Below are 26,968 nucleotides of genomic sequence, written 5' to 3' on the forward strand. Positions count from 1 at the left end.
TCCCTTGTCCGAGTGGCTGGTCCTGGTCCTCGCCATGGCCGCGGCATGCGCGGTCGTGCTGACCATCACCGTGCTCCGGGAGCGCAGGCGCGGCGAGGACGACGACCCGAGCGAGACGCCCGACGTCATCGAGTACATGACGATGATGATCGGCGTTGTCTACGCCATCGTGCTGGGCCTGGCCATCGCCGGCGTCTGGGAGGCCCGCAACGGCGCCCAGGACCAGGTCCTCACCGAGGCCCAGGCGCTGCACGAGGTCAGCGAGCGGGTGCAGGCGTACGCGCCGGCGGCCCGCGACCGCACGCGCGAGGACGTCAACACCTACGTGAGCTACGTGGTGCACAAGGAGTGGCCGGTGATGCTCAAGCGCGGCGAGCTGACCGACCGCGGGGCGATGCTGCTGGACAAGGTGCGCGAGGACGTCACCTCGTACGAGCCGCGCAACGACCACGAGGGCCAGTCCTACCAGCCGCTGCTGGACCAGGTCGGCGCCGCGGACGCCGCGCGCAACGCCCGGGCGCAGAGCGCGGGCGACACCATGCCGGGCGTGGTGTGGTTCGGCCTGGTCGCGGGTGCGCTGATCGCCGTGGGGCTGATCTTCACGCTCCAGATCCGGCGCTCGCCGCGCGAGCTGCTGCTGGCCGGCCTCTACAGCGCCCTGATCGCCTTCCTGCTGTTCCTGATCTGGGACTTCAACTCGCCCTTCGGGCACACCGTCGCGGACTCCACCGCGCCGTTCACCGATCTGTTCGCCATCTGACGGGCAGGTGCTTGAGGCCGTTCTGGAAGTTCGACGTGAGCCGCACCGCCTCGCCCGCCCGCTCCAGGCCGGGCAGGCGGTCGAGGACCGCCCGCAGCACGGCCCGCATCTGCGCGCGGGCGAGGTGGGCGCCAAGGCAGAAGTGCGGGCCGAAGCCGAAGCTGACGTGGTCGTTGGGGCTGCGGGTGATGTCGAAGCGGTCCGGGTCGGCGAAGACGCGCTCGTCGCGGTTGGCGGACGGGTGGAAGACGGCGACCTTCTCGCCGCGCCGGATGAGCTGCCCGCCGAGCTCGGTGTCGTGGGCGGCGGTGCGCCGGAAGTGCACGACCGGCGGCCAGTAGCGCAGCATCTCCTCCACGGCGGAGGGGACCAGGTCCGGCCGGGTGCGCAGGAGGGCGTGCTGGCCGGGGTGGTCGAGGAGCGTCAGCAGGCCTCCGGGGAGGGCGTTGCGTACGGTTTCGCTCCCCGCGACGGCGAAGAGGAAGAACATCATCTCGAACTCGTCCCGGGTGAGTCCCCCTTCGCGCATGGCCGCCATCACGCTGCCGGGGGCCGGCCGCTCGGCGAGCGCGTGGGCGTAGTGGAACATGTCGGCCAGCGCCTCGCGTGAGCGCGGGTTGACCGGGCGGCCGTCGGGCCGGGTGCGCGGGGCGGGCCGGTGCGCGAGGGCGGCGCGCCCCATGGGCGTCAGCCCGTCCGGGGCGGTCCGAGACAGCGCGTAGTCGGTGTCCTGGTAGCCGATGATCCGGTTCGCCCAGTCGTGGATCAGTGCTCCGTCCTCCTGCGGGACGCCCAGGACGTGGGCGAGGGTCCGCACGGGCAGGTCCGCGGAGAGCGCCACGAAGTCCGCCTCGCCGCGGTCCGCGACGCCGTCGACCAGCGCCCGGGCCCGCGCGTCGATCACGTGCTCCAGCTCGCGCGCGGCGCGCGGCGTGAGGGACGCGGCGACGATCCGGCGCAGCCTGCTGTGCCCGGGCGGGTCCTGGTTGAGCATCATGGCCCGTACGAACTCCAGGTCGGCTTCGGTGTCCGGGTCGCGCAGCTGGGTGGCGCCCAGGTGCGAGGAGAAGGTCTGCGGGCTGCGCAGGACGTGCTTGACGTCGGCGTGCCGGAAGACCGCCCAGAAGCCGGGGCCCGGCGGCCAGGGGCCGACGGCCGGCTCCCCGATCCGGCGCACGGGGCTGTGCTCCCTCAGCTCCCGGAAGCGCGAGTAGGGCACGCCGCGGGCATAAGTACCGGGCAGGAAGACGTCGTCGGTCACCTGTTCTACGGTCACGCGTGGACCGTAAACCCTCCTCTGGCGGGCGGGTCAAGGGCTCGCCACAATGTGTGGGGTGACCATCGGCCGGCACGACGGACGGAGGTACGGACAGTGACCGACATCAGGTGCGGCGAAGCGGGCCCGCCCCGCGTCGTCGACGACGCCGAAGCGGAGGCCCTGGTCCGCGGGATCTGTTTCAAGACGGGCCCGCCGCGGTTCCTCGGCGTCGAACTGGAATGGCTCGTCCACGACGCACAGGATCCCTCCCGGCCCGTCTCCCCCCGCCGCCTGGCAGCCGCCGCCGACCGGCTGCAGGCCCTCCCGCTGCGCTCCCTGATCACCATCGAGCCCGGCGGCCAGCTGGAGTTCAGCTCCCGCCCCGCGGAGTCCCTCACCGCCTGCGTGGAGGAAGTCTCCGCCGATCTGGCCGCGGCCCGAACCGCGCTCCGCTCCCTCGGCCTCCTCCTCGCCGGCTACGGCAAGGACCCCTGGCATCCCCCGCGCCGCGTCCTGACCACGCCCCGCTACCGGGCGATGGAGGACTTCCACGACCACTGGGGCGGCGCCGGGCGCACCGTGATGACGAAGACCGCCTCGGTGCAGGTGTGCGTCGACGCCGGGCACGAGGAGCCCGGGCCGCTCGGCTTCGGGCGGCGCTGGCGGCTGGCCCACCTGCTGGGCGCGGTCCTCGTGGCCGCGTTCGCCAACTCCCCGCTGGACGGCGGCCGCCCCACCGGCTGGCGCTCCACCCGGCAGGCCTGCTACGAGCGGATGGACCCGAGCCGCACGCTGGCCCCCGCCGAGGACGCCGACCCGCGGGAGGCCTGGACCGCGTACGCCCTGGACGCGCGGATCATGTGCGTACGGTCCGGGCAGGGCCCGTGGGAGCCGCCCTGGGGGCTGGACCTGCGCGGCTGGGCCCGCACGGCGCGGCCCCGGCCGGCCACCGCGGACGACGTGGCCTACCACCTGACCACGCTCTTCCCCCCGGTGCGGCCCCGCGGCCACCTGGAGCTGCGCATGATCGACGCCCAGCCGGGCGAGGACGGCTGGGTGGTGCCGCTGGCCGTCACGGCCGCCCTCTTCGACGACCCCGTGGCCGCCGAGACCTCCTACCGGGCCGTCAAGGCCCTGGCCGACACGGCGGGCCAGGAGCCCGCGCCCCGCAACGCGCTCTGGCGCAACGCCTCGCGGCTCGGGCTCGCCGACCCCGAGCTGCGCTCCGCCGCCGCCGTCTGCTTCGCCGCCGCCCGCGAGGCCCTGCCCCGGCTCGGTGCCACGCCCCGCGTGCTGGCGGCCGTCGACGCCTTCACCGGGCAGTACGTCGACCGCGGCCGCTGTCCCGCCGACGACCTCCTGGACGGGCTCACCGGCGAGCCCGTCCGGGAGAGCAAGGAGAGCACCGCATGACCGCCCCCGCCACGGATCCCGGCGCCCTCCGCCGGCGCGCCGCGGACGCCCTGGTCCGCGCCCGTGCGCGCACCCGGCTCCTCACCGGCTGCGTCGACGACCACGACCTGACCGCGCAGCACTCCCCCCTGATGTCGCCACTCGTGTGGGACCTGGCGCACATCGGCAACCAGGAGGAGCAGTGGCTGCTGCGCGCCGTGGGCGGGCACGAGGCGCTGCGCCCCGAGCTCGACCCGCTGTACGACGCGTTCCAGCACCCGAGAGCGGCGCGGCCCGCGCTGCCGCTGCTGCGGCCCGCCGAGGCCCGCAGCTACGTCGCGGACGTCCGCGGCCGGGTGCTGGACGTCCTGGACGCCGTCCCGTTCGAGGGCCGTCCGCTGGTCGAGTCCGGCTTCGCGTTCGGCATGATCGCCCAGCACGAGCAGCAGCACGACGAGACGATGCTGATCACCCATCAGCTGAGGCGGGGGGCGGCGGCGTTCGGCGCTCCCGAGCCGCCGGCGGCGCCGCCGGACGCCGCGCTCCTGCCGTCCGAGGTGCTGGTCGAGGGCGGCCCGTTCACGATGGGCACGTCGGCGGAGCCGTGGGCGCTGGACAACGAGCGGCCCGCCCACCACCGCTTCGTGCCGTCGTTCTTCATCGACACGCTGCCGGTGAGCAACGGCGCGTACCTGCGCTTCATCGAGGACGGCGGCTACGGCGACGCCCGCTGGTGGCACCCGGAGGGGTGGCGGCAGGTCCGCGCGCACAAGCTGGCGGCCCCGCTGTTCTGGCGGCGCTCGGGCTCGCGCTGGGTGCGGCGGCGCTTCGGCACCGTCGAGCCCGTGCCGCCCGGCGAGCCGGTCCTGCACGTCAGCTGGTACGAGGCCGCGGCCTACGCCGCGTGGGCGGGCCGACGGCTGCCCACCGAGGCCGAGTGGGAGAAGGCCGCCCGCCACGACCCCGCCTCGGGCCGGTCCCTGCGCTATCCGTGGGGCGACGCCGACCCCGGGCCCGGGCACGCCAACCTCGGCCAGCGGCACCTGCGGCCGGCGCCGGTGGGGGCCTACCCCGCGGGCGCCTCGCCGCTGGGCGTCCGGCAGCTGATCGGCGACGTGTGGGAGTGGACGTCCAGCGACTTCCTGCCCTATCCGGGGTTCCGCGCCTTCCCCTACCGGGAGTACTCGGAGGTCTTCTTCGGCAGCGACCACAAGGTGCTGCGCGGAGGGTCCTTCGCCGTCGACCCGGTCGCCTGCCGGGGCACGTTCCGCAACTGGGACCTCCCGGTCCGCCGGCAGATCTTCGCCGGGTTCCGGACCGCGCGCGACGCCGAGCCCGCCTGATGTGCCGCCACATCGCGGTCCTGGGGCCGCCCGAGCCGATCGGCGCGAGCGTCGCGGACCCGCCGCACTCCCTCGTGCGCCAGTCCTGGGCGCCGCGCCGGCAGCGCCACGGCACGGTCAACGCGGACGGCTTCGGCGTCGGCTGGTACGCGGACGGCGACCCGGTGCCCGCGCGCTACCGGCGCGCCGGGCCGATCTGGGCCGACGTGTCCTTCGCCGACCTCGCCCGCGTCGTGCGCACCCGCGCCCTCCTCGCGGCCGTACGGGACGCCACCGGCGCGGGCGCCGACGGCGAGGCCGCCGCCGCTCCGTTCGCCGCCGGGCCCTGGCTGTTCAGCCACAACGGCGCGGTCGCCGGCTGGCCGGGCAGCGCCGCGCCGCTCGCCGCCCTGCTGCCCGCCGAGGCGCTGCTGCGGCTCGCGGCCCGCTGCGACGCGGCCTTCGTGTGGGCGCTCGCCGAGCACCGGCTGCGCGGCGGCGACGCGCCCGGCGGCGCCCTGGCCGACACGGTCGCCGAGCTCGCCGAGGCAGCGCCCGGCTCGCGGCTGAACCTGCTGCTCACCGACGGCGCGTCCATCGCCGCCACCGCCTGGGGCGACACGCTCTGGTACCTGGCGGACCCGGCCGGCCGCACCGCGGTCGCCTCCGAGCCCTACGACGACGACCCCCGCTGGACCGAGGTCCCCGACCGCACCCTGCTCACCGCGACCCGCACCGCCGTCACCCTGACACCGCTCAAGGAGCCCTGCCCGTGAGCCCGTTCGCCCTGACCCGCACCCTCCCCGCCGACGCGACCGCCGCGGCCCTGCGCGCCGACGTCGCCACGGGCCTGACCCGCACCCCCAAAGAGCTCCCGCCGAAGTGGTTCTACGACGCGCGCGGCAGCGAGCTGTTCGACGAGATCACCCGGCTGCCCGAGTACTACCCCACGCGCGCCGAACGCGAGATCATCATCGCCCGCGCGGACGAGATCGCCACGGCCACCGGCGCCCGTACGCTCGTGGAGCTCGGCTCCGGCTCCTCCGACAAGACCCGGCACCTCCTGCGCGCCCTGACCGCCCGGAACGCGCTGCGCCACTACGTGCCCGTCGACGTCAGCGAGAGCGCCCTGACCGGCGCGGCCGAAGGCCTGCTGGCCGACCACCCGGGGCTCACGGTGCACGCCCTCGTCGCCGACTTCCAGTACGGCCTGCACCTGCCGCCGGCGCCCGCGCCGCGCCTGCTCGCCTTCCTCGGCGGCACCATCGGCAACCTCCGTCCGAAGGAACGATCCGCCTTCTTCGCCGCCGTCCGCGCCGAGCTGGCCCCCGGCGACGCCCTGCTCCTGGGCACGGACCTGGTCAAGGACGAGCGGACGCTGGTGCGGGCCTACGACGACGCGGCGGGCGTGACCGCCGCCTTCAACAAGAACGTCCTCACCGTCATCAACCGCGAACTGGAGGCCGACTTCGACCCGGACGCCTTCGACCACGTCGCCCTCTGGGACGCGCGGGAGGAGTGGATCGAGATGCGGCTGCGGGCCCGCGGCGCCCTCGTCGCGAAGATCCCCGCGCTCGACCTGGCCGTCCACTTCGCCGCGGGCGAGGAACTGCGCACGGAGATCTCCGCCAAGTTCCGCGAGCCGGGGGTACGGGCCGAGCTGGCGGCGGCCGGGCTGGAGACCACCCACTGGTGGACGGACGAGGAGGGGAGGTTCGCGCTGTCGCTGTCGGTGCCCGTACCGGTGCCGGCGCGCGCCGGTTAGCCTCGCCGTGTGAAGGACGAGCTGAACGAACCGCAGAACCGGGGCCTGCCGGCCGGCTTCGAGCGCGGCACGGACGGGCCGAAGGTGATCGTCGCCGGCGTCGACGGCTCCGGCACGTCCTGGCGTGCCGCCGCCTACGCCGCGGGCCTGGCCCGCCGTCAGCACGCGCTGCTCGCCGTCGTCTACGTGCAGCCGCTGCTGACGGGCGGCGCGGCGCTGGGCGCGCCCGTGTCGGAGACGACGGAGGAGGTCGCCGAGGAGCTCCTCGCCGAGATCCGCGAGGCGACGGACCGGCTGCGCGGCGAGCCCGGGGTGCGCTGGGAGTTCCACACCTTCCGCGGCGACCCCTACCAGGGCCTCGTCCAGGCCGCCGACGACCTCAAGGCGGACGCGGTGGTCGTCGGCGCCTCGGAGCGCGCCGGCCACCGCATCGTCGGCTCGGTCGCGGTGCGCCTGGTGAAGGCGGGACGCTGGCCGGTGACGGTGGTGCCGTAGCGGGCGACGGGCTCACGGCGGTCGGCGTCCGGCGGCCGCGGTGAGCCGGGCGTACGCGCTCGCCTCGCGCGTGGGCGCGGGGTGCGCCACGGTGGTGGTGACCGCACCGCTTCGGTGGTGACCGCACCGCTTCCACCAGCACCTGGAGCAGCGCCCATGACGCACCACACCTACCGCGTGACGGAGATCGTCGGGTCCTCCCCGGACGGCGTCGACCAGGCCGTCCGCAACGGCCTCGCCCGCGCCTCCCAGACGCTGCGCAACCTCGACTGGTTCGAGGTCACGCAGATCAGAGGCCATCTGGTGGACGGCGCGATCGGGCACTACCAGGTGGGCCTCAAGGTCGGCTTCCGGCTGGACGGCGGCGACTGAGACCCCGGAGACGGCCCGCCTTACTCCTCCCATCCGGGCGTACGGGCCGTCTCCGGGGTCTCGGTGTCCAGGGGGACGGAGCCGGCGCGGACGAGGCCCAGCTGGACGCCCTGGCGGGGCAGGGCCGCGTCCAGGAGCCGGTCGGCGGCCACGCGGATGCGGTTGCCGGGCATGGCCGCCAGGTGGTAGCCGCGGGTGACGGCGGCGGCCAGGGGCCCGGACAGCGGGACGTGCAGCGGGTCGGCCGCCGCCTGGACGCCGCCGAGGTCGACGGTGAAGCCCAGATCGCGGTGGCGGTACGGGCGGCGCTCGCCGCGCCCGTAGGAGGCGGCGATGTTGCGGGCGGCGGCCCGGCCCTGCCGCTGGGCGTGCTGGGCGGTCATGGGGGTGTACTCGCCGGGCCGCGTGAGGTCGGGCACGGCAGCGGCGTCGCCGCAGGCGAGGACCTCCGGCCGGCCGGGCACGGCCAGGTACTCGTCCACGCACAGCCGCCCTTGTTCCGTGGGCAGGCCGAGGCCGGCGACCAGCGGGTCCGGCCGGACGCCGACGCACCAGACGAGGGAGCGGGTGGGGACGAACTCGCCGTCGTCCAGGTGCACGCCTTCGCGCGTGGCCTCCTTGACGGTCGTGCGCGTGCGGATCTCCACGCCGCGGCGGCGCAGCACGCGCTCCGCGGTGCGTGAGAGGCGCTCGTCCAGCCCGGGGAGGAGGCGCGGGGCCGGGTCGAGCAGCAGCCAGCGGGGGCGGGCGCCCGCCGCGCGCAGGGCGCTGTTGCGGCGTACGAGGGCGTCCGTGAACAGGACGCCGTGCGCGGCCACTTCGGTGCCGGTGTAGCCGGCACCGGCGACCACGAAGGTCAGGCGGGCGGCGCATTCCTCCGCGGAGGCCGCGGAGGCGGCCAGCTCGGTCTGGCGCACGACGTGGTCGCGCAGGTAGAGGGCCTCGGGCAGGCCGCGGAAGCCGTGGGCGCGCTCGGCCACGCCGGGCACGGGCAGCAGCTTGTTGACGCTGCCCACGGTGAGCAGGAGCCGGTCGTAGCGCAGGGATCCGTGGTCGCCCTCGGGGCCGGTGTACGTAAGGCTCCGCCCGTCGAGGTCGACCGCGTCCACGTGGCCGAGGACCAGCCGTACGTGCGGCAGCGTCCCCGTCAGGGACACCGTCACCCGGCGCGGTTCGAGGACGCCGGCCGCGACCTCGGGCAGGAGGGGCAGGCAGAGGAAGTGGTCATGCGGGTTGACCAGCACGATCTCGGCCGCGCCGCGCGCCTTTCGGGACAGCTCGCGGGCGGCCTGGTAGCCGGCGAATCCGGCTCCGGCGATGACGATCCTGGCTCGGCTGCTCACTCCCGCCTCCCGGGTTCCGGTTGCGTGGGTTCTCCGGTGGTCCGCGTTCTCCGGTTGTCCGCAGGGCAGCGGTCCAAACGGGGCCGAACGGATGCCGGGGCCCGGGGAGGCCCGGACCGGCAGGTCTGCAAGTCGCTTATTCCGGTCGTATACAGAACTGCACGATTGTGCAGTGGTTCGTGGCCCGACGCTCCCGGGCGCGGCCCGCCGGGCAAGCACTGGACAGGCCCTTGGACGGGCACGGGACGAGCGAGGGGCCGGGCATACCGTGGTGAGCGACGAATACATCAGTTGGCGCAATCATTTCCTGCTGCTCCTCGACCGCATCCCGACGCCGATCGCGGTCTGCCGGCCGGACGGCGAGGTCACGGTCGCGAACCCGGCCATGGCCGCCGAGTGGGGCACGTCCCCGGGCCGGCTGCGCGGCCGGAACCTGCACGAGCTGTTCCGGCCACGGCTGCCGGGCCGGCTCGACCGGCACATCGAGGCGCTGAGGCTCGGCCGCCGGCCGCGTCACCCGATCGAGGTGCGCTGGCTGGCGGGCGCGGGCGGCGTCGAGCGGGAGGGCGAGCTGCTCGTGGACCCGGTCGGCGACGGCTTCCCGCCGAGCCCGATGCTGCTCGCGGTGCTGCGGGTGCGGGCCGCCGCCGAGACGGTCCCCCGCCCGGCGGAACCGGTGGCCGAGGTCAGCGTGGTGGAGGGGCACATCCTGGCCCTGGCCGCCGCGGGGGCGACGACGGCCGCCATCGGCAAGGCGGTCGGCCTGACCGTGGACGGGGTCAATTACCACCTGACGCGGCTCACGCGGCGCTGGCGCGTGCCCAACCGCACGGCGCTGGTGGCGAAGGCGTACGTCCTCGGGGTGCTCTCGACCCGCGAGTGGCCGCCCGCCCCGTTCCCTCAGCGCACGCGGGGCGGCGCGTGCCGGAGCACGCAGTCGCCGCACGTGCCGCCGGGCGGCACGCGGTAGTAGAGGCAGCACGTGCTGCGGACGAAGGACGGCGCCGCGTGCGGCGGGCCGCCCGCCGTGAGGGTGCCGGTGCCGCGCAGCAGCGGGTCGTCGAGGACGACGCGGGCGAGGGCGGTCGCGCGGGCCGCGTCCTGCGGCCGGCCCTGGTCGCAGCACCAGGTGTGCAGCACGCGCAGGGAGCCCGCGAGGGAGGACGCGGCGTTGCCCCACAGGAGGCGGCCGGAGACCGCGACGACCGCGCGCGTGGTGCGGTGCAGGTCCGCCAGCGGGCCGCGGAGGACGTGCTCGCGGATCAGGGCGGCGGGACCGCCGTGCGCGGGGTGCGGCAGGGCCGCCGGGTCCGGCAGCCACAGGTCGTCGGGCGCGGTGTTGGCCGGGTGCCAGCGCAACCGCCCGCCCGTGAGGTCGGGGACCTCGCCGGTGAGGACCGCCGAGCCCAGGGCGATCGACAGCAGCCGCCCCGCGATGCCCTGGTAGGCGACGGACGCGGCCACGCGCCGGTCCTCCGTGCCGAGGCGCCGCGCGACGGTCTCCACCCGCGCCCGCACCGTCGGCTCGTCGAGCGGTCCGTACTCCGCGGCCCCGGCGGGCGCCCCTCCGGTCCGCAGCGCGAAGAAAGGTCCCACGGACGCGAGTTCGGACAGGCGGGTCAGGCGCATGGAGGTGATGATCCCATTCCGCGGGGCGGGGACATAAACTCGGTACCGATCCCCACCACGCGCCCCCGGAGTCCCCCATGCACGACCCTTACGTCCGGGTCCGCGGTGCCCGCGAGCACAACCTCAAGGCCGTCGACGTCGACATCCCCCGCGACGCGCTCGTCGTCTTCGCCGGAGTCTCCGGCTCCGGCAAGAGCAGCCTCGCGTTCGGCACGGTCTACGCCGAGGCCCAGCGCCGCTACTTCGAGTCCGTCGCCCCGTACGCGCGCCGGCTGATCCACCAGGTGGGCGCGCCCAAGGTCGAGGAGATCACCGGGCTGCCGCCGGCCGTGGCCCTGGAGCAGCGCCGCTCCGCGCCGACCTCGCGCTCCTCCGTCGGCACGGTCACCACGCTGTCGAACTCGCTGCGCATGCTGTTCTCCCGCGCGGGCGACTATCCCGAGGGCGCCGCGCGCCTCGACTCCGACGCGTTCTCGCCGAACACCGCCGCCGGCGCCTGCCCGGAGTGCCACGGCCTCGGCCTGGTGCACCGGGTCACCGAGGACTCGCTCGTCCCCGACCCCTCGCTCTCCATCCGCGACGGCGCGATCGCCGCCTGGCCCGGCGCCTGGCAGGGGAAGAACCTGCGGGACATCCTCGACGCCCTCGGCCACGACGTCGGCCGGCCCTGGCGCGAGCTCCCGCAGGAGGACCGCGACTGGATCCTCTTCACCGACGAGCAGCCGGTCGTCACCGTCCACCCCGTACGCGACGCGGAGCGCATCCAGCGCCCCTACCAGGGCACGTACATGAGCGCCCGCCGCTACGTCCTGCACACCGTCGCCGACTCCAAGAGCGCCTCGCTGCGCGCCCGCGCCGAACGGCACCTGGTCAGCGCCGCCTGCCCGGCCTGCCGCGGCAGGCGGCTGCGCCCGGAGGCGCTCGCCGTCACCTTCGCGGGGCAGGACGTCGCCGCGCTCGCCGCCCTGCCGCTGTCCGCCCTCGCGGAGACGCTGCGGCCCGCCGCCGCCGGCGGTGACGGCGCCGCGGCGACCCTCGCCCGGGACCTCGTCGCCCGCATTGAGGTGCTCACGGAGCTCGGCCTGGGCTACCTCGCCATGGACCGGCCCACCCCGACCCTGTCCGCGGGCGAGCTCCAGCGGCTGCGGCTCGCGACCCAGCTGCGCTCGGGCCTCTTCGGCGTGGTGTACGTCCTGGACGAGCCCTCCGCGGGCCTGCACCCGGCGGACAGCGCCGCGCTCCTGACCGTCCTGGACCGGCTCAAGGCCGCGGGCAACTCCCTGTTCCTCGTCGAGCACCACATGGACGTCGTGCGCCGGGCCGACTGGATCGTCGAGGTCGGCCCGGGGGCCGGGGAGCACGGCGGGCAGGTCCTCTACAGCGGCCCGGTCGAGGGCCTGGCCTGCGTCGCGGAGTCCGCGACCCGCCGCTTCGTCTTCGCCGGGCAGGCTCCGGCGCCGCGCACGCCCCGCAAGCCGTCCGGCGCGGTGCGCCTGCGCGGCGTCACCCGGCACAATCTGCGCGGCCTCGACGCGGAGTTCCCGCTGGGCGTGTTCACCGCCGTCACGGGCGTGTCCGGCTCCGGCAAGTCCACGCTCGTCGGACAGGTCCTCGCCGGGGCGGTCGCGGACCACCTGGAGGGCGGCGAGCCGGAGTTCGCGGCCGAGGGGCTGGCCGCCGTCGACCGCCTCGTACGCGTCGACCAGAAGCCGATCGGCCGCACGCCGCGCTCCAACCTCGCCACGTACACCGGGCTCTTCGACGCCGTCCGCAAGGTGTTCGCCGCGACGGACGGCGCCCGCGAGCGCGGCTACACCGCGGGCCGGTTCTCCTTCAACGTCGCCGCCGGGCGCTGCGAGGCCTGCCAGGGCGAGGGCTTCGTCGCCGTCGAGCTCCTCTTCCTGCCCGGCTCGTACGCCCCGTGCGACGCGTGCGGCGGGGCGCGCTACAACCCGGAGACGCTGGAGATCACCTACCGGGGCGCGAACATCGCCGAGGTCCTCGGCATGACCGTCGACGCCGCGGCCGGATTCCTCGGCGACGTGCCGGCCGCGCGCCGCGGCCTGCGCACCCTCCAGGACGTCGGCCTCGGCTACCTGCGGCTGGGCCAGCCGGCCACGGAGCTCTCCGGCGGCGAGGCGCAGCGCATCAAACTCGCCACGGAGCTCCAGCGCACGCACCGCGGCCACACCCTCTACGTCCTGGACGAGCCCACCACCGGCCTGCACCCGGCCGACACCGAGCTGCTCATGCGGCAGCTGCACGGCCTGGTCGACGCGGGCAACACGGTCGTGGTGGTGGAACACGACATGACGGTCGCCGCGGCCGCGGACCACGTCCTGGACCTCGGCCCGGGCGGCGGCGCGGCGGGCGGCCGCGTGGTGGCGTCGGGCACGCCGAGGGAGGTGGCGCAGGCCGCGGGAAGCGTGACGGCGCGCTACCTGGCGGAGGCGCTGGACGGGGGCGGAAGCTGACTGCCGCGACTCCCGCGCCGCGCGGAGGGCCCGGCCGGGGGCGAGGCTGATCCGCGCGAGCCCGGAGCCGCAGCGGATGCGCCCCCGCGCTCTGGACGGGCCGCCCCCCTCCCCCGATACGCTCGGAGCATGACCCACGCCCTGGTCATCGGCGGCGGCATCGCCGGCCCCGTCACCGCGATGGCGCTGCGGCGCGCCGGCATCGAAGCGACCGTCCACGAGGCGCATCCGACCGGTGCGGACCGCCTCGGGGCGTTCCTCGTCCTCTTCGCCAACGGCCTGGCCGCGCTCCGCACCATCGGCGCCGACGGGCCCGTCCTCGCGTGCTCCTTCCCCGCGGACACCGTGGAGTTCCTCGGCCCGACCGGCGCGCGGCTCGGCGCCCGGCCCCTCACCGGCGCGGGCGGCAACGGCCTGAGCCCGCGCACCCTTCAGCGCGCCGCCCTCTACCGGGCGCTGCGCGACGAGGCCGTCCGCCGGGGCGTCCGCGTCGCGTACGGCAAGCGGCTCGTGGACGCCACGACCGGCCCGGACGGCGTCGTCGCGTACTTCGCGGACGGCACGCGCACCGAGGGCGACGTCCTCATCGGCGCCGACGGCATACATTCCCGCACCCGCACCCTCCTCGACCCCGCGGCGCCCCCGCCCCGCCACACCGGCCAGCTCACGGTCTGCGGCCGCGCGCACGACGCCGGGCACGCCGTCCCGGACCGCACGTACCGGATGGTCTTCGGGCAGCGCGCCTTCTTCGGCTGCACGAGCGCGCCCGACGGCTCCACGTACTGGTTCGCCAACATCCCCGCGCCCGAGCAGCCCCGCCCTGCGCTCGCCGCGATCAGCCCCGCGGGGTGGCGGGAGCGCGTCCTTGCGGCCTTCGCCGGCGACCACACGCCTGTGACCGGGCTCGTCGCCGCCACGGGCGACGCCGTCGTCGGCGTGAACGCCTACGACATCCCCACGCTGCCGGTCTGGCACAGCGACCGCGCCGTGCTCGTGGGCGACGCCGTGCACGCCACCGCGCCGAACGCCGCGCAGGGCGCCTCGATGGCCATCGAGGACAGCGTCGTCCTCGCGCGCTGCCTGCGCGACCTGCCCGGCCCGGAGCGGGCCTTCGCCGCGTACGAGCGGCTGCGGCGCGAGCGCGTGGAGCGGGTGGTGGCGCTGAGCGCCACGATGGCGGGGCGCATCGCCGCGCCACCGCCCGGTGAGCGGCGAACGCCCGCGAGCTCCGACGGGGCGGACGACTGGCTGACGTCGTACCGCCTCGACTGGGACGAGCCCGTGGCCTGACCACGGCAGCCGGGGCGCGCCCCGCTTGCCGGGTGCCCCCGCTGCGGGAGACTGGAGCCATGCCCGAGTTGCCGGAGGTCGAGGCGCTCGCCGGGTTCCTCACCGGGCGTCTCGTCGGCCGTACGGTCGAGCGCGTGCTGCCCGTGGCCGTGAGCGTCCTCAAGACCTACGATCCGCCGCTTGCGGCCCTGGAGGGCCGGGAGGTGACCTCCGTGCGCCGGTACGGCAAGTTCCTCGGCCTCGCCACCGGCGGCGGACCGCACCTCGTCGTGCACCTGGCCCGCGCGGGCTGGCTGCGCTGGCAGGACAGCCTGCCCGAGGCGCCGCCCCGCCCCGGCAAGGGGCCCCTCGCGCTGCGGGTGCGGCTCGCCGGGGGCGGCGGCTTCGACCTCACGGAGGCAGGGACCCGGAAGCGGCTGGCCGCCTACTGCGTACGCGACGTCGCAGACGTGCCCGGCGTCGCCCGGCTCGGCCCCGACCCGCTCTCCCCGGACTTCACCCCGGACGCCTTCGCCGCGCTGCTGCGCGACGAGCGGCGGCAGCTCAAGGGCGTCCTGCGCGACCAGAGCGTGATCGCGGGCATCGGCAACGCGTACTCGGACGAGATCCTGCACGCGGCCCGCATGTCGCCCTTCAAGCTCGCCGCGAGCCTGACGGAGGACGAGACCGCCGCCCTGTACGGGGCGTTGCGCACCGTGCTGCACGAGGCCGTGGAGCGGGCGCGCGGCCACGCCGCGGCCGAGCTGAAGGCGGAGAAGAAGAGCGGCCTGCGGGTGCACGGCCGCACCGGGCAGCCGTGCCCCGTGTGCGGCGACACCGTCCGCGAGGTGTCCTTCAGCGACTCCTCGCTCCAGTACTGCCCCACCTGCCAGACGGGCGGCAAGCCCCTCGCCGACCGGCGGCTGTCCCGCCTGCTGAAGTAGCCTCCGCCGGGCGGCCGGGACGCCGGCCGGCTAGTCCTGCGGAATGCCCCTCGCGTCCGCGTGCCTGAGCTCCGAGTGCTTGTACGAGTAGGCGAAGTACACCACCAGGCCCACCACGAACCACACCGCGAACCGCACCCACGTCTGCCACGCGAGATACGTGATCAGCCAGATCGACGCGGCGACCCCGACCCCGGGCACCACCGGCACCCACGGGCAGCGGAACGACCGCGGCAGCTCGGGCCGCCGGTAGCGCAGCACGATCACCGCCGTGCACACGACCGCGAACGCCAGCAGGATGCCGATGTTGGTCAGCTCGGCGGCCTCCCCGATGGGGACGAGGCCCGCGATGGCCGCCGACGCCACCCCCACGATCCAGGTCACGCGCGTCGGCACGTGCCGCGTCGGGTGCGTCTTGGCGAACCACTTCGGCAGCAGGCCGTCGCGGCTCATCGCGAACCAGACCCGGGTCACGCCCAGCATGAAGGTGAACATGACGGTGAGGATGCCGATGATCGCGCCGACCGCGATGACGTCCGCGATCCCGCTGAGCCCGACCGACTTGAAGGCGGTGGAGAAGCCGCTGGCCTTGTCGATGTCCTTGTAGTTCTGCATGCCGGTGAGCACGAGGCAGGCCAGCACGTACAGGACCATCGAGATCGCGAGCGAGTACATGATCGCCCGGGGCATGTGGCGCTGCGCGTCCTTGGACTCCTCCGCGGCCGTGGACATCGCGTCGTAGCCGAAGACGGCGAAGAAGACCGTGGCCGCTCCGGTGAACGCGCCGCTGACGCCGAAGGGGAAGAAGGGGGTGTAGTTGCCGGAGTTGATGTGGAAGAAGCCGACGCCGATCACCAGCAGCACCACGATGACCTTGAGGACCACGACCACGGTCTCGAAGCGGGCCGCGCTCTTGATGCCCATGGTGAGCAGCCAGGCGATCAGCAGGCACAGCAGCGCCGCGAACAGGTCCACGCGGTGCCCCGAGCCGGTGCCCGGCGCGCCGAGCATCCACGCCGGCAGGTGGGCGTTCGTCTCCCCGAGCAGGAAGTTGATGTAGCCGGAGATGCCGATGGCCACGACCGAGACGATCGCCGTGTACTCCAGCAGCAGGTCCCAGCCGATGAACCAGCCGCCGATCTCGCCGAGGACGGCGTAGCCGTAGGTGTAGGCGGACCCGGCCCGCGGGATCAGGCCGGCGAACTCCGCGTACGAGAACGCCGCCGCCGCGCTCGCGATGCCCGCGATGAGGAAGGAGACGAGCACGGCCGGCCCGGCGACGCCGTTGGCGATGGTGCCGGCGAGGCTGAAGATGCCCGCGCCGATGATGCCTCCGACGCCGATCGCCGTGAGCTGCACCAGGCCCAGGGACCGGGACAGGTGCTCGCCGTGCGCCTCGGCCTCCTCCGCCTCCTCGATCGTCTCGATCGGTTTGCGGCGCAGAATGCCCTGTCCCGCTCGGAGCCCGGCCATGTCATGTCCTCTCGTCGGCGCTGACGGCGGATCATCGCGGTCATCATGGACCGCAAGGGGCGGCGACGGAAGGCGCCGCCCCGCGCCGGCGGGCAGGGTTCAGCCGATGGCGGGTGCCACGGCGGCGTCCCCGGTGCCCCACTCCGAGGGGGTGTCGCCGACCGTGAAGTCGAGCCGGCCGCCGTCGGTGATCTGCCGTGAGGTCAGGTACGTCCGCCCGTAGCGCTCACCGTCGAGCCGCACCGACTGCACATAGCGCTCGCGGTCGGAGGTCCCGCGGGCGGTCACGGTGAAGCGGCTGCCGCCGAGGTCCACGTCCACCCGGTCGAACACCGGTGTGCTGAGCCCCCACACGTCCGCACCGGGCTGGACGGGGAACACGCCGATGGCGGAGAGCACCATCCACGCCGACATCGTGCCCAGGTCGTCGTTTCCGGTCATCCCGGTGGGCGCGTCGGTGAAGAGGGTGAGCGCGGCGTGCACGACGTCCGTCGTCTTCCAGGGCTGCCCGGTCGACAGGTACGTGTACGGGGCGATCAGGTCAGGCTCGTTCTGCGGGTTGTACTTGTCGGCGTTGTAGTAGTCGTACGGGCCGTGGACCCACACCTCGCGGGCCGTGCGCGCGGGGTCGCGCAGCAGCCGGTCGTAGGCGAAGAAGGAGTCGAGCCGGCTGTTCGCCCGTTCCTTGCCGCCGATCAGCTCGACCATCCCCGGCAGGTCCTGCGGCACGAGCCACTGGTACTGCCACGCGGTGCCCTCGTGGAAGCAGGTGCTCTTCGCCGGGTCGGCCGGGCCCGTGAACGCGCCGTCGGCGCCGCGTGCGCGGAAGAAGCCCGTCGACGGGTCGTAGACGTTGCGGTAGTTGCGGGAGCGCTCGGCGTAGCGCTCGGCGTCCGCGCGGTGGCCCAGGGAGCGGGCCATCTTCGCGAGCATGCCGTCGGCCAGGGCGTACTCCAGCGTCGCCGAGCCGCCCTGGTGCAGGTCGGAGTCGCCCGGCTTGTCCTTGGGCCGGGAGGGCGTGCAGGGCACGTAACCGTCCTTGATGTACCGGTCGTTGCCGTCGCGGCCCACGTACGGGGAGTCCTTGGGCGGCACGCCGTCGGCGTTGCGCTTCAGCGCGCGGTACGCCTCCTCCTCGTGGCCCTTCAGCAGCCCGTGCTGGTAGGCGTTGGTGAGGAAGGGGGTCACCGGGTCGCCGGTCATGATGTTCGTCTCGACCGTGCCGTAGCCCCACTTGGGCAGCCAGCCGCCGTCCGCCTCCACCCGCAGCACCGACAGGGCCATGTCCCGCGACTCCTGCGGCGCGAGCAGCGCGAGCAGCTGCGCCTGGGTGCGGTAGGTGTCCCACAGGGACCAGTTCTGGTAGTAGGTGAAGTCGCGGGCGCGGTGGACGCGCTGGTCCCAGCCGGTGTAGCGGCCGTCGGCGTCGCTGCCGATGCTGGGCGCCAGGAACGCGCGGTACAGCGAGGAGTAGAAGGTGCGGCGCAGCGTTTCGGGGCCGCCCTGGACGCGTACGTCGTCCAGGCGTCGCTCCCAGGCGTCGCGCGCGGCGCGGGCCGTGCGGTCGAAGCCGTCGTCCTCCGCGCGCAGGTTGCCGGCGGCGCCGTCCGCGTCGACGTAGCTGATGGCCGTGGTGGCCTCCACCGTGCGGTCGCGGGTGGTGTCGAAGCGCACCCAGGCGCCGTTGCGGCCGGTCGAGACGGACTTCCGGGTGCCCTGGGAGACCTGGTCGCCGTTCCAGGTGCCGAAGGCGGTGAAGGGCCGGTCGAAGCGCGTGATCGTGTAGACCGTGTACGGGCGGGTGTCCTGGCAGAAGCCGCGGCCGGTGATGGCGGAGCGGACGGTCCGGGAGTCGAGGACCTCGGCGGTCGTGGAGACGGTCCGGTGCAGCGACTGCCCGGTGTTGAGCAGGACGTTGGCCTTGTCGGTGGCGGGGAAGGTGTAGCGCTGGTGGCCGGTGCGGCGGCCCGCGGTGAGCTCGGCGGTGATCCCGCCGTAGGAGGAGAGGCCGACCCGGTAGTAGCCCGGGCGGGCGGTCTCGTCGCGGTGGCTGAACTCCGCGGCGTAGCGGGCGTTGTCGGTCTGCTTCACGTCACCCGTGGTGGGCAGCACGGGCAGGTCGCCGCCGATGCGGCAGCCGACGCCGGAGAGGTGCACGGTGCTGAAGCCGCGGATGTGGTTCTGCTTGTAGTCGTAGCCCGTGCTGTGGCCGGTGTCGGGAGAGAGCTGCACCATGCCGAACGGCACGGCCGCGCCGGGGAAGGTGTTCCCCTCGTTCTGGGTGCCGATGAAGGGGTTCACCAGGCCGGTGAGCCCGCCGGCCGCGGTGGCCGGCTCCGGGGCGGTGAGCGAGATCCCGCCCAGTACCGCCGCGAGTGCGAGTGCGGCCGCGCAGGTGCGCGAGCGCAGGTGTCCGGTCCATCTCATCGTCCACGCCCCTCGGGTGACGCCACGTAGGATGCCGACATCGTTGTCAGCGCCGAGGGTAGCGAGTGGTTGACGTGCTGTCATGATGCCCCGCGCGGCAGACGTGGCGACAGCGGTCACTGACGGCTCACTCCGGGCGGAGCGAGCCCCTCCGGGTCACGCACCCCCGCACCAGGTCCGCACGAGCCCGCCGAAAACTTCTTGACGCCTCAGGTGTTACGTATAACGATCATCGCGTGATCTCACCCACGAGCACGTCATCACCGGACAGGGCCCCGCGGCCGGAGGACTCGGCGGACGGGGAGGTCTCCCCGTGAGCTATGCGGACCTGCTGCGCGGCCCCCACGTGATGAGGCTGCTCCTGGGCACGCTCGTCGGGCGGCTGCCGAGCGCGATGGCCGCCGTCGCCGTCCCGCTGGCCCTGCGTCAGGCGGGCGCGTCGTACGGCTTCGTGGGCCTGGCCGTCGGGGCGTTCGCGGTCGCCTCCGCCGTGGGCGGGCCGCTGCTGGGCCGGATCGTGGACCGGGTGGGGCAGCCGCGGGTCCTGCTGCCGACGGCCCTCGTCGCGGCCGTGGGGTTCGCCGTGGTCGCTGTCGCGCCCGGCAGCACCGCGGCCGTCCTGGGCGGGGTCGTGCTCGCCGGTGCGGCGACTCCCCCTCTGGAGCCGTGCCTGCGGGCCCTGTGGCCGGACATCGTCGCGCCCGGGAAGCTGGAGTCGGCGTACGCGCTGGACTCCGCCTCCCAGGAGCTGGTCTTCGTGGGCGGCCCGCTCGTGGTGGCCGGCGGCGTGGCGGTCGCCTCGCCCGCGGCGGCGCTGTGGGCCGGTGCGCTCCTGGGCGTCGCCGGGGTGCTCGTCGTCGTCACCGCCCCGCCCGCCCGGGCCTGGAAGGCGCCCGCCCGGCCCGCCGACTGGCTGGGGCCGCTGCGCAGCCGCGGCCTGGTCGTCCTGATCACGGGCCTGACGGGTGTGGGCATCGCCATCGGCACGCTCAACGTCCTGGTCGTCTCGTACGCGGAGGGGCACCGGATGCCCGGCGGCGCCCCGGCGCTGCTCGCCCTCAACGCGCTCGGCGCCCTCACCGGCGGGCTGGCCTACGGGGCCGTGCGGCGCTGGCGGGTGGCGCCGCCGCGGCGGACGCTGCTGATGATGCTGGGCCTGACGGCCGGGTACGGGCTGCTGTGCCTGCTGCCCGCCCCGCCGTACATGGCCTGCCTGATGCTGCTCACCGGGCTGTTCCTCGCGCCCGTGCTCACCGTCGTGTTCGTGCTGGTGGGCGAGCTCGCCCCGGCGGGCACCGTCACCGAGGCGTTCGCCTGGCTGGTGACGCTGATGACGGCGGGCGTGGCGCTGGGGTCGGCCGTCACCGGCACGGTCCTGGAGGGCGCCGGGGCCACGTGGGCCGCGGCGTGCGGCGTGCTGGGGGTCGCCGTGGGCACGCTGGTGATCCTCGCCGGGCAGGCGCAGCTGGTGCCGGCGGCGGCGCGGGAGGAGGCCGGGGAGGCGCCCGCCCGCGCCGCTGCCTGACCGCGGGCGGGCTCGCGGGTCATCCCTCGCTCCGGCTGACGGGTCAGGTCTCGGCCGGGGCCGCCGTGCGGGCCGCCCAGCGCTCCTCGACCTTGCCGAAGCGCCAGTAGCCGAGGGCGATCGCCCACACCACCACGAACAGGCCGACGATGACGAAGCCGACGTTGTCGAGGTTCAGGCCGGCGATCCAGCCGGTCACCGCGTCGTCCAGCGCCAGCTTCTCGTGCAGGACGCCGACCAGTTCGATGGTGCCGATGAGGAAGGCGACGGCGATGGACAGCCCGGTGATCGTGAGGTTGTAGTAGACCTTGCGGACCGGGTTGGAGAACGCCCACTGATAGGCGAAGTTCATGAACGTGCCGTCGAGGGTGTCGAAGAGGCTCATGCCCGCGGCGAACAGCAGCGGCAGGCACACGATCGCGTACCAGGGCAGGCCCGCGGCGGCGCCGCTGCCCGCCATCACCATCAGCGTCACCTCGGTGGCCGTGTCGAAGCCGAGGCCGAAGAGGAAGCCCAGCGGGTACATCTGGCCCGGTCGCGTGATGGAGCGGGTGAAGCGGCCGAGGATGCGGTTCATGAAGCCGCGCGAGTCCAGGTGCTGCTCCAGCTCGGCCTCGTCGTAGCGGCCCTCGCGCATCGCGCGGAAGATCTTCAGGATGCCGGCGAGGGCGATGAGGTTGAGCGCGGCGATGAGGTAGAGGAAGCCGCCGGAGACCGTGGTGCCGACCACGCCGAGCGTCTGGTGGGTCGTGGACTCCTCGTCCATCAGCTTTCCGGCGATCTGCGTGCCGCCCGCCACCAGGGCGGCCATGGCGACGACGACGCTGGAGTGGCCGAGGGCGAACCAGAAGCCGACGGAGACCGGGCGCTTGCCGTCGGCCATCAGCTTGCGGGTGGTGTTGTCGATGGCGGCGATGTGGTCGGCGTCGAAGGCGTGCCGCATGCCGAGGGTGTAGGCGGTGATGCCGAGGCCGACGCCGTAGACCTTGGAGCCGACGGTGTAGTGGTTGGGGACGACCAGCAGGTAGAGCACGCCGAACGCGACGACGTGCAGGGCGGCGATGACGGCCAGCAGGCCGGCGGTGCGCACGGTGTCCTGGCGGCGCCAGCGGAAGGCGGGCGCGGGGCCGCCGGTCGGATCGGTGGATCGGGACATGGGGTTGAACGCTCCAGCACCTCGTGGACCATTTGCGAGATGCCGTGGCCGGTCTCCTGGCTTACGGGTCCGTTCGCGCCCGCCCCCGCCTTCCCGGCAGCCGGCTGCGGCCAGTGGCTCCGCGCGCCCGGGGGGGGGGCGGAGCGGAATGGGACGGTCACTCCCCGATCACAGTGGCGAGGGCCGCTCCGGACTGGGACCTCGACGGTCCTTCACCGGTCTTCCCGAACACCACGGCCGGGTCACTTTAACGCCCGGCGGACGCCAGCACGAAGGCTGTGCATCTGCAAGGGCTTTGCAAGTGTGTCGCGGGGGCGCGGGCCGGGGCCCCGGCCCGCGCCCGCGCCGGCCCGCTCAGTCCCTCCGCCCGCCGTCCAGCGCCTGCCCGCCGAAGGTGCCGCCGCCCTCGGACGCCCGCCGCCACCAGGCTTCCAGGGCGGGCTGGTCCATGGCCGCCCACGCGGGCGCGGCCTGCACCTGGGCGCGGCCGAGGCGGCGGCCGAGGCCGACGACGGCGCGGCCGGCGGGCGTCCGCGCGGCGTCGTACGCGGCCACGGCCTCGGCCCAGCTCCCGGCGCCGGCCAGGCAGCGCTCCAGCACGGTCGCGTCCTGGAGGGCCTTCACGGCGCCGCTGCCGCAGTGCGGCCGGGCGACGGCGGCCGCGTCGCCGACCAGGACGAGCCGGCCCTCCCCGTAGCGCGGCACGCACAGGTCGTAGACGGGCTGGACGTAGGTGGCGTCCTTGGGCGTGCGCCGGACGACCTCCTGCCAGTACGGCGGGAAGTGCGCGTCCACGACGGTGCGGTGATGTGCCGTCAGCGTCTCGGGCACCCGGCTCGGCGGGAGGCCCGCAGCGTCGTCGACGGACAGGGCGTGGGCCGGATCGGCGGGCGCGGTGTAGAAGACCCAGTTGGCGCTGGTGCCGGTGCCGCCCGGGCCGGGGATGCGGTAGACGATCATGTGACCGCCGGGGAAGGCCACCGTGGCGGCCTCCTCGCGGGCCCACGCGCCGGCCGGCCCGGGCAGCTCCTCCTCCGGGAGGGCGCCGCGCCACGCCAGGTATCCGGCGTAACCGGGCACGGCCGCGTCCCGGGTTGCGGCCCGGACGGCCGAGCGGTATCCGTCGGCGCCGATCACGAGGTCGAAGCGCTCCTCCCGGCCGCCGGCCAGGCGCAGCACGGCCCCGTCCGGCCCGGGCAGCACCCGCTCGACCGCCGTACCGCGCTCGTAGCCGACGGAGGAGGGTATGCGGGCGCGCAGTGCGCTCCACAACGACCCCCAGTTGTACGAACGGAACCCGAACGGAAGCGCCCCCACCCGCCGTCCGGCCCGGCTCCCGGCGGCGCGCACGATCCAGGAGCGCGAGGTCAGCCGCACCCACGGCACGGCCGGGCCCAGGTGCCCGGCCGCCTCCAGCTCGGCGTAGCGCTGCTCGTGGACGGCGAGGCCGATGCCCCGGTCCGCGAGCCCTCCGGCCGCCCGCTCGAAGACCACCACCTCGCCGGCGCCCGCGCGCGCCGCGGCGAGAGCGGCCGCGCACCCCGCGATCGAGCCGCCCACGACCGCCACCCGTCCCGTCAGCATCCCCCACCCCTTTCGTCAGCCCCGCCGCAGACGGAACCTACCCGGCCGTTTGCAGCCGCAGCCGCCGGGGGTGTCCGAACGGTGGACGGGGCCGACACGCCGGTGCTACCAGTGCATTGAACGCATAATCAGGTCAGCCGGACCCCATCCGGCACGAGAAGGGGCTGACCGCCATGGCAGGCACGGCAGGCACGTCGGGCAGGGGCAGACCGCCGGCGGACTCGGACGAGGTCGGCTTCGTACGCCGGATCGGCCTGTTCCAGGCCACCGCCATCAACATGAGCCAGATGTGCGGCATAGGCCCCTTCGTCACCATCCCCCTGATGGTCGCGGCCTTCGGCGGCCCGCACGCCGTCATCGGGTTCGTCGCGGGCGCCGTGCTGGCGCTGGCCGACGGGCTGATCTGGGCCGAGCTCGGCGCCTCGCTGCCGGGCGCGGGCGGCAGCTACGTCTATCTGCGGCAGGCCTTCCAGTACCGCACCGGAAAGCTGATGCCGTTCCTGTTCGTCTGGACGATGATGCTCTACTTCCCGCTGGTCCTCTCGACGGGCGTCATCGGCTTCGTGCAGTACCTGACGTACCTGTGGCCCGGCATGACCGCGACGCAGGGCGACCTGACCGGCCTGGTGCTCATCGCCCTGGTCGTGGCGCTGCTGTGGGGCCGGGTGGAGAACCTGGCGCGGATCACCGCCGTGCTGTGGTGCGTGATGATCGCGTCCGTCGTGCTGGTGATCGTCGCCTCCTACACCCACTTCAGCCCGGACCTGGCCTTCACCTACCCCTCGGGCGCCTTCGAGCTGACGTCGAGTCACTTCTGGATCGGCTTCGCGGCGGGCCTGACCATCGGCATCTACGACTACGGCGGCTACAACACGACCGCGTACATGGGCGCCGAGATCAAGAACCCCGGGCGCACCATCCCGCGCTCCATCATCTACTCCATCCTCGGCATCATGGCCATCTATCTGCTGTTGCAGATCGGCACCCTGGGCGTGGTCGACTGGAAGGAGATGCTCGACCCGGACAGCCCCGCGTCCTCGTCCGTCGCCTCGGCGGTGCTGGAGGCGACGTGGGGCAAGGGCGCGGCGGACGCCGTCACCGTGCTGATCCTCGTCACGGCCGTGGCCTCGATCTTCACGGGAATGCTCGGGGCCTCCCGGATCCCGTACCACGCGGCCCGGGAGAAGGTCTTCTTCCGCGCCTTCGGCATCCTGCACCAGCGCCACCGCTTCCCCGTGCTGGGCCTGCTGTCCATGGGCGGGATCGGCTGCGTGGCCTTCCTGATAGGGCGTCACACGGATCTGGCGACGCTCATCCAGCTGCTGCTGACGGTCGTGGTGCTCGTCCAGGCGCTCGGTCAGATCGCGGCCGTCACGGTGCTGCGGCGGCGCCAGCCCGCGCTGCGGCGCCCGTACCGGATGTGGCTCTACCCGCTGCCGAGCCTGGTCGCGCTCGTCGGCTGGCTCGTCATCTACGGCTACGCGGACCGGAATTCCCCCGGCCGGCACCCCATCGAATGGTCCCTGGCCTGGGTCGGGGCCGGCTGCGTGGCCTTCCTGCTCTGGGCGCGCTACGAGAAGGTGTGGCCGTTCGGGCCGCGGGAGATCAGCGAGGAGTACCTGCACGGCGCCGACCCCGGCACGGAACCGGAGGCCGAGGCGGGGACGGAGGCCGGGGCAGGGACGCGCACCGTGCCCGACCCCCGGCCGGACGCCGAAGGCGGCAGCGGACCGGACACAGGGCCCGGCCCGGACCCCGACGCCGACCCCGGCACCGGAGTTCCCGCCGAGCGGTGATACTTGCATTCATGCCTGTTTCTGCCTCCCCGCACTCCCCTCCCGCCTCGCGCACACCTGCCGCACGCCGCCGCAGGCTGTACTGGCACCGCCTCTTCTTCGGGCTGTGGTACCGCCCGGTCGAGATCCTGGACGAGGCGCGGGACCGGAGCGTGTGGGGGGCGGCGGCGTTCCTCTGCGTGCTCTGCGGGGTGCTGGGCACGATGGGCCGCGACGGGTTCTGGGAAGGGTGGCGGGTGGGCCCCGCGTTCGCCCTGGAGGCCATGGCGATAGCCGACGCGGTCCTCGTCCTCGCGAGCCTGCTGCTGGGCATCGCGACGCAGGCCATCGCGCGCCGGCTCGGCGGCAACGGCAAGTTCGGCCCGACGGTGACGCTGTTCGTCGTGGTGTTCTGGGCGACGGACCTGCCGCGGCTCGCCCTGGACGCGTGCCTGCCCGGGGGTTCCTTCCCCGTGCGGGCGGCCGCCTGGGTCACCTCGGCCTTCGGCTACGCCTTCGCCACGCTGCTGATCCGCGGTCAGCACCACCTGCCCACGCACAAGGCCGTGGCGGCGGTGAGCATACAGATGCTGGCGGCGGTGGCCCTGCTGAAGTTCCCTGCCACCACGGGCTGACGCGCCCGGAGATCCCCTTGAGGGAGTCGAGGGCCCGCCCGGTGCGACGGGGGATGCACACCGGGCGGGCTCGAGGACAGTTCTACCTCATCAAGGATGGGTCATGCACCAAAAACCTGTTCGGCTTTGCCCACTACCAGCGAACAGGGAGCGAAATCAGGCCACGTGCCCGCATCGAGGGCCGCCACGCCAGCTCCTCCCGCGCCACGTCGAGCGCGAGCCCCGGAAGCCGCTCCAGCAGCGCTGCCAGCGCGATTTCCGTCTCCATCCTGGCCAGTGGGGCTCCGAGGCAGTAGTGGATCCCGTGCCCCAGCGCCAGATGACCGGAACGATCACGGTTCAAATCCAGCCGATCCGGCTCGGAAAAGTGATGAGGGTCACGATTGGCGGCGGCGAGGGACAGCAGGACGGTCTCCCCGGCGGGCACGGTCACCCCGCCGATCTCCACGTTCTCCAGCGGAAACCTCCGGATCGCGAGCGGCCCGGGCCCGTCCCACCGCATGAACTCCTCGACGGCCGCCCCGAGTCCGGCCGGATTCGCTCGCAAAGACTCCATCAAGACCGGGTGGTCCAGCAGGGCCAGAACGGCGTTGGCGATCAGGTGGACGGTGTTCTCGTAGCCCGCGAAGAGGATCAGGAACGCGAGCGAGCTCAATTCGTCCTCGGAGAGCCGGTCGGCCCCCTCGCTCCCGTCACCGTCACCGTCGCCGTCGCTGTCGCGGGCCGCGATGAGGTCGGAGAGCAGGTCGTCGCCGGGGGTGGCGCGCTTGCTCGCGATGAGGCCGGTGAAGAAGCGCATCATGTTGCCGATGGCCTCCTTCATCAGCTCCGGCCGGGCCGGGTCCGGGGTGATGAGCGCGTCCGTCCAGGCCCGGAAGTCCGGCCGCCGGTCCTGCGGTACGCCCAGCAGGTCGCATATGACGGTGATGGGCAGCGGGCCGGCGTAGGACGCGAGCAGATCCGTACGCCCCTCGGCCTCGATCGCGTCGAGGAGTTCGTCGGCGACGCGGCGCACCGGCTCGCGGAGCTTGTCCACGCGGCCGGGGGTGAAGGCCTTGACGACGAGGCGGCGGATGCGGGTGTGGTCCGGGGGGTCCATGTTGAGCAGGTTGGCGTCGAGGGCCGGAGGCAGCGCGAATCCGGCGTAGTTGCCCGGGGTGGCGTTGCGCTTGTCCAGGGACAGCCGCGGGTCGGCGAGCGCCCGGCGGACGTCCTCGTAGCGGGTCACCAGCCAGGCGGGCCGCCCGTCGGGGCCGGTGATGCGGTGGACCGGTCCGGCCTCGCGCAGCCGGGCGTAGGTGCCGTACGGGTCGTTGATGAGCGCGCTGACGTCGAAGGGCGCGGAAGGAGCGGGGTTCGGCATGGGAACC

The 26,968-nt window shown here is 74.2% G+C and carries 22 protein-coding genes and 1 riboswitch; of the genes, 14 read left to right on the forward strand and 8 right to left on the reverse strand.

Annotated elements, in window-relative coordinates; genetic code table 11:
* Window positions 1–4: 4 nt before the first annotated feature.
* Window positions 5–760, forward strand: a complete 756-nt coding sequence (locus tag D7231_RS26575; RefSeq protein ID WP_120758077.1) for a bestrophin-like domain — start codon at window positions 5–7, stop codon at window positions 758–760.
* On the opposite strand, the gene D7231_RS26580 is transcribed toward D7231_RS26575, so the two are convergent.
* Window positions 738–2,036, reverse strand: coding sequence for a cytochrome P450 (locus D7231_RS26580; RefSeq protein WP_241999932.1), 1,299 nt, complete (start codon window positions 2,034–2,036; stop codon window positions 738–740). The two genes, D7231_RS26575 and D7231_RS26580, sit on opposite strands and share 23 nt — an antisense overlap.
* Before the next feature lie 96 nt (window positions 2,037–2,132).
* Between D7231_RS26580 and egtA the strand changes: the two genes are divergently transcribed.
* The 6 genes from egtA (at window position 2,133) to D7231_RS26610 (ending at window position 7,364) form a co-directional block, all read left to right on the forward strand.
* Window positions 2,133–3,431, forward strand: a complete 1,299-nt coding sequence (gene egtA, locus D7231_RS26585) for an ergothioneine biosynthesis glutamate--cysteine ligase EgtA (protein WP_241999933.1) — start codon at window positions 2,133–2,135, stop codon at window positions 3,429–3,431.
* Window positions 3,428–4,753, forward strand: a complete 1,326-nt coding sequence (egtB, locus tag D7231_RS26590; protein WP_120758079.1) for an ergothioneine biosynthesis protein EgtB — start codon at window positions 3,428–3,430, stop codon at window positions 4,751–4,753. Before egtA ends, egtB begins: the two co-directional genes overlap by 4 nt.
* On the forward strand, window positions 4,753–5,508 hold the full coding sequence (gene egtC / locus D7231_RS26595) for an ergothioneine biosynthesis protein EgtC (RefSeq protein ID WP_120758080.1): 756 nt from the start codon (window positions 4,753–4,755) through the stop codon (window positions 5,506–5,508). The genes egtB and egtC overlap by 1 nt, the downstream gene beginning before the upstream one ends.
* Entirely contained in the window at window positions 5,505–6,497 is a 993-nt protein-coding gene (gene egtD, locus D7231_RS26600; RefSeq protein WP_120758081.1) for an L-histidine N(alpha)-methyltransferase, read from the forward strand. Before egtC ends, egtD begins: the two co-directional genes overlap by 4 nt.
* 9 nt (window positions 6,498–6,506) lie before the next feature.
* Window positions 6,507–6,992 (forward strand): universal stress protein, encoded by a 486-nt coding sequence (locus tag D7231_RS26605; RefSeq protein WP_241999934.1) that lies wholly within the window; start codon window positions 6,507–6,509, stop codon window positions 6,990–6,992.
* Between the two features lie 156 nt (window positions 6,993–7,148).
* Window positions 7,149–7,364, forward strand: a complete 216-nt coding sequence (locus D7231_RS26610) for a dodecin (RefSeq protein ID WP_120758082.1) — start codon at window positions 7,149–7,151, stop codon at window positions 7,362–7,364.
* Window positions 7,365–7,384: 20 nt separating this feature from the next.
* Here D7231_RS26610 and D7231_RS26615 read toward each other — a convergent pair whose 3' ends face one another.
* Window positions 7,385–8,707 carry an NAD(P)/FAD-dependent oxidoreductase gene (locus tag D7231_RS26615; protein WP_241999935.1) on the reverse strand — a complete coding sequence of 441 codons (1,323 nt, stop codon included), beginning with the start codon at window positions 8,705–8,707 and terminating at the stop codon, window positions 7,385–7,387.
* 268 nt (window positions 8,708–8,975) lie between these two features.
* Here D7231_RS26615 and D7231_RS26620 point away from each other — a divergent pair, with 268 nt between their 5' ends.
* On the forward strand, window positions 8,976–9,677 hold the full coding sequence (locus D7231_RS26620) for a PAS domain-containing protein (RefSeq protein WP_194959574.1): 702 nt from the start codon (window positions 8,976–8,978) through the stop codon (window positions 9,675–9,677).
* Here the strand turns inward: D7231_RS26620 and D7231_RS26625 are convergent.
* Entirely contained in the window at window positions 9,608–10,336 is a 729-nt protein-coding gene (locus tag D7231_RS26625) for a (2Fe-2S)-binding protein (RefSeq protein ID WP_120758084.1), read from the reverse strand. The genes D7231_RS26620 and D7231_RS26625 overlap by 70 nt on opposite strands.
* Window positions 10,337–10,413: 77 nt before the next feature.
* Here D7231_RS26625 and D7231_RS26630 point away from each other — a divergent pair, with 77 nt between their 5' ends.
* The 3 genes from D7231_RS26630 (at window position 10,414) to D7231_RS26640 (ending at window position 15,023) form a co-directional block, all read left to right on the forward strand.
* Complete coding sequence (locus D7231_RS26630) at window positions 10,414–12,810, forward strand: excinuclease ABC subunit UvrA (protein ID WP_120758085.1); 2,397 nt, start codon at window positions 10,414–10,416, stop codon at window positions 12,808–12,810.
* Between the two features lie 129 nt (window positions 12,811–12,939).
* On the forward strand, window positions 12,940–14,100 hold the full coding sequence (locus D7231_RS26635; RefSeq protein WP_120758086.1) for an FAD-dependent monooxygenase: 1,161 nt from the start codon (window positions 12,940–12,942) through the stop codon (window positions 14,098–14,100).
* A 59-nt stretch (window positions 14,101–14,159) separates the two neighbouring features.
* Complete coding sequence (locus tag D7231_RS26640) at window positions 14,160–15,023, forward strand: Fpg/Nei family DNA glycosylase (RefSeq protein WP_120758087.1); 864 nt, start codon at window positions 14,160–14,162, stop codon at window positions 15,021–15,023.
* A gap of 30 nt (window positions 15,024–15,053) precedes the next feature.
* Here the strand turns inward: D7231_RS26640 and D7231_RS26645 are convergent, their stop codons facing one another.
* Both D7231_RS26645 and D7231_RS26650 read right to left on the reverse strand, forming a co-directional pair.
* The gene (locus D7231_RS26645) at window positions 15,054–16,496 is read right to left on the reverse strand and encodes an amino acid permease (RefSeq protein WP_120758088.1); all 1,443 of its coding nucleotides are present in this window, start codon (window positions 16,494–16,496) and stop codon (window positions 15,054–15,056) included.
* 99 nt (window positions 16,497–16,595) lie between these two features.
* Window positions 16,596–18,923, reverse strand: coding sequence for a GH92 family glycosyl hydrolase (locus D7231_RS26650; RefSeq protein WP_120758089.1), 2,328 nt, complete (start codon window positions 18,921–18,923; stop codon window positions 16,596–16,598).
* 313 nt (window positions 18,924–19,236) lie between these two features.
* Here D7231_RS26650 and D7231_RS26655 point away from each other — a divergent pair, with 313 nt between their 5' ends.
* Entirely contained in the window at window positions 19,237–20,448 is a 1,212-nt protein-coding gene (locus tag D7231_RS26655) for an MFS transporter (protein WP_120758090.1), read from the forward strand.
* A gap of 43 nt (window positions 20,449–20,491) precedes the next feature.
* Here the strand turns inward: D7231_RS26655 and nicT are convergent, their stop codons facing one another.
* On the reverse strand, window positions 20,492–21,604 hold the full coding sequence (nicT, locus tag D7231_RS26660) for a Nickel transporter NicT (RefSeq protein ID WP_120758091.1): 1,113 nt from the start codon (window positions 21,602–21,604) through the stop codon (window positions 20,492–20,494).
* Between the two features lie 29 nt (window positions 21,605–21,633).
* A riboswitch (cobalamin riboswitch) is annotated at window positions 21,634–21,855 on the reverse strand.
* Window positions 21,856–21,958: 103 nt separating this feature from the next.
* The gene (locus tag D7231_RS26665; RefSeq protein ID WP_120758092.1) at window positions 21,959–23,188 is read right to left on the reverse strand and encodes an FAD binding domain-containing protein; all 1,230 of its coding nucleotides are present in this window, start codon (window positions 23,186–23,188) and stop codon (window positions 21,959–21,961) included.
* A 173-nt stretch (window positions 23,189–23,361) separates the two neighbouring features.
* On the opposite strand from D7231_RS26665, the gene D7231_RS26670 reads away from it, so the two are divergent.
* Both D7231_RS26670 and D7231_RS26675 read left to right on the forward strand, forming a co-directional pair.
* The gene (locus tag D7231_RS26670; protein ID WP_120758093.1) at window positions 23,362–24,984 is read left to right on the forward strand and encodes an APC family permease; all 1,623 of its coding nucleotides are present in this window, start codon (window positions 23,362–23,364) and stop codon (window positions 24,982–24,984) included.
* Between the two features lie 11 nt (window positions 24,985–24,995).
* Window positions 24,996–25,598, forward strand: coding sequence for a hypothetical protein (locus tag D7231_RS26675; protein WP_120758094.1), 603 nt, complete (start codon window positions 24,996–24,998; stop codon window positions 25,596–25,598).
* A gap of 133 nt (window positions 25,599–25,731) precedes the next feature.
* On the opposite strand, the gene D7231_RS26680 is transcribed toward D7231_RS26675, so the two are convergent.
* Complete coding sequence (locus tag D7231_RS26680) at window positions 25,732–26,961, reverse strand: cytochrome P450 family protein (protein WP_120758095.1); 1,230 nt, start codon at window positions 26,959–26,961, stop codon at window positions 25,732–25,734.
* Window positions 26,962–26,968 lie beyond the last annotated feature (7 nt).

The organism is Streptomyces klenkii (assembly GCF_003626645.1).
Lineage (GTDB): Bacteria > Actinomycetota > Actinomycetes > Streptomycetales > Streptomycetaceae > Streptomyces > Streptomyces klenkii.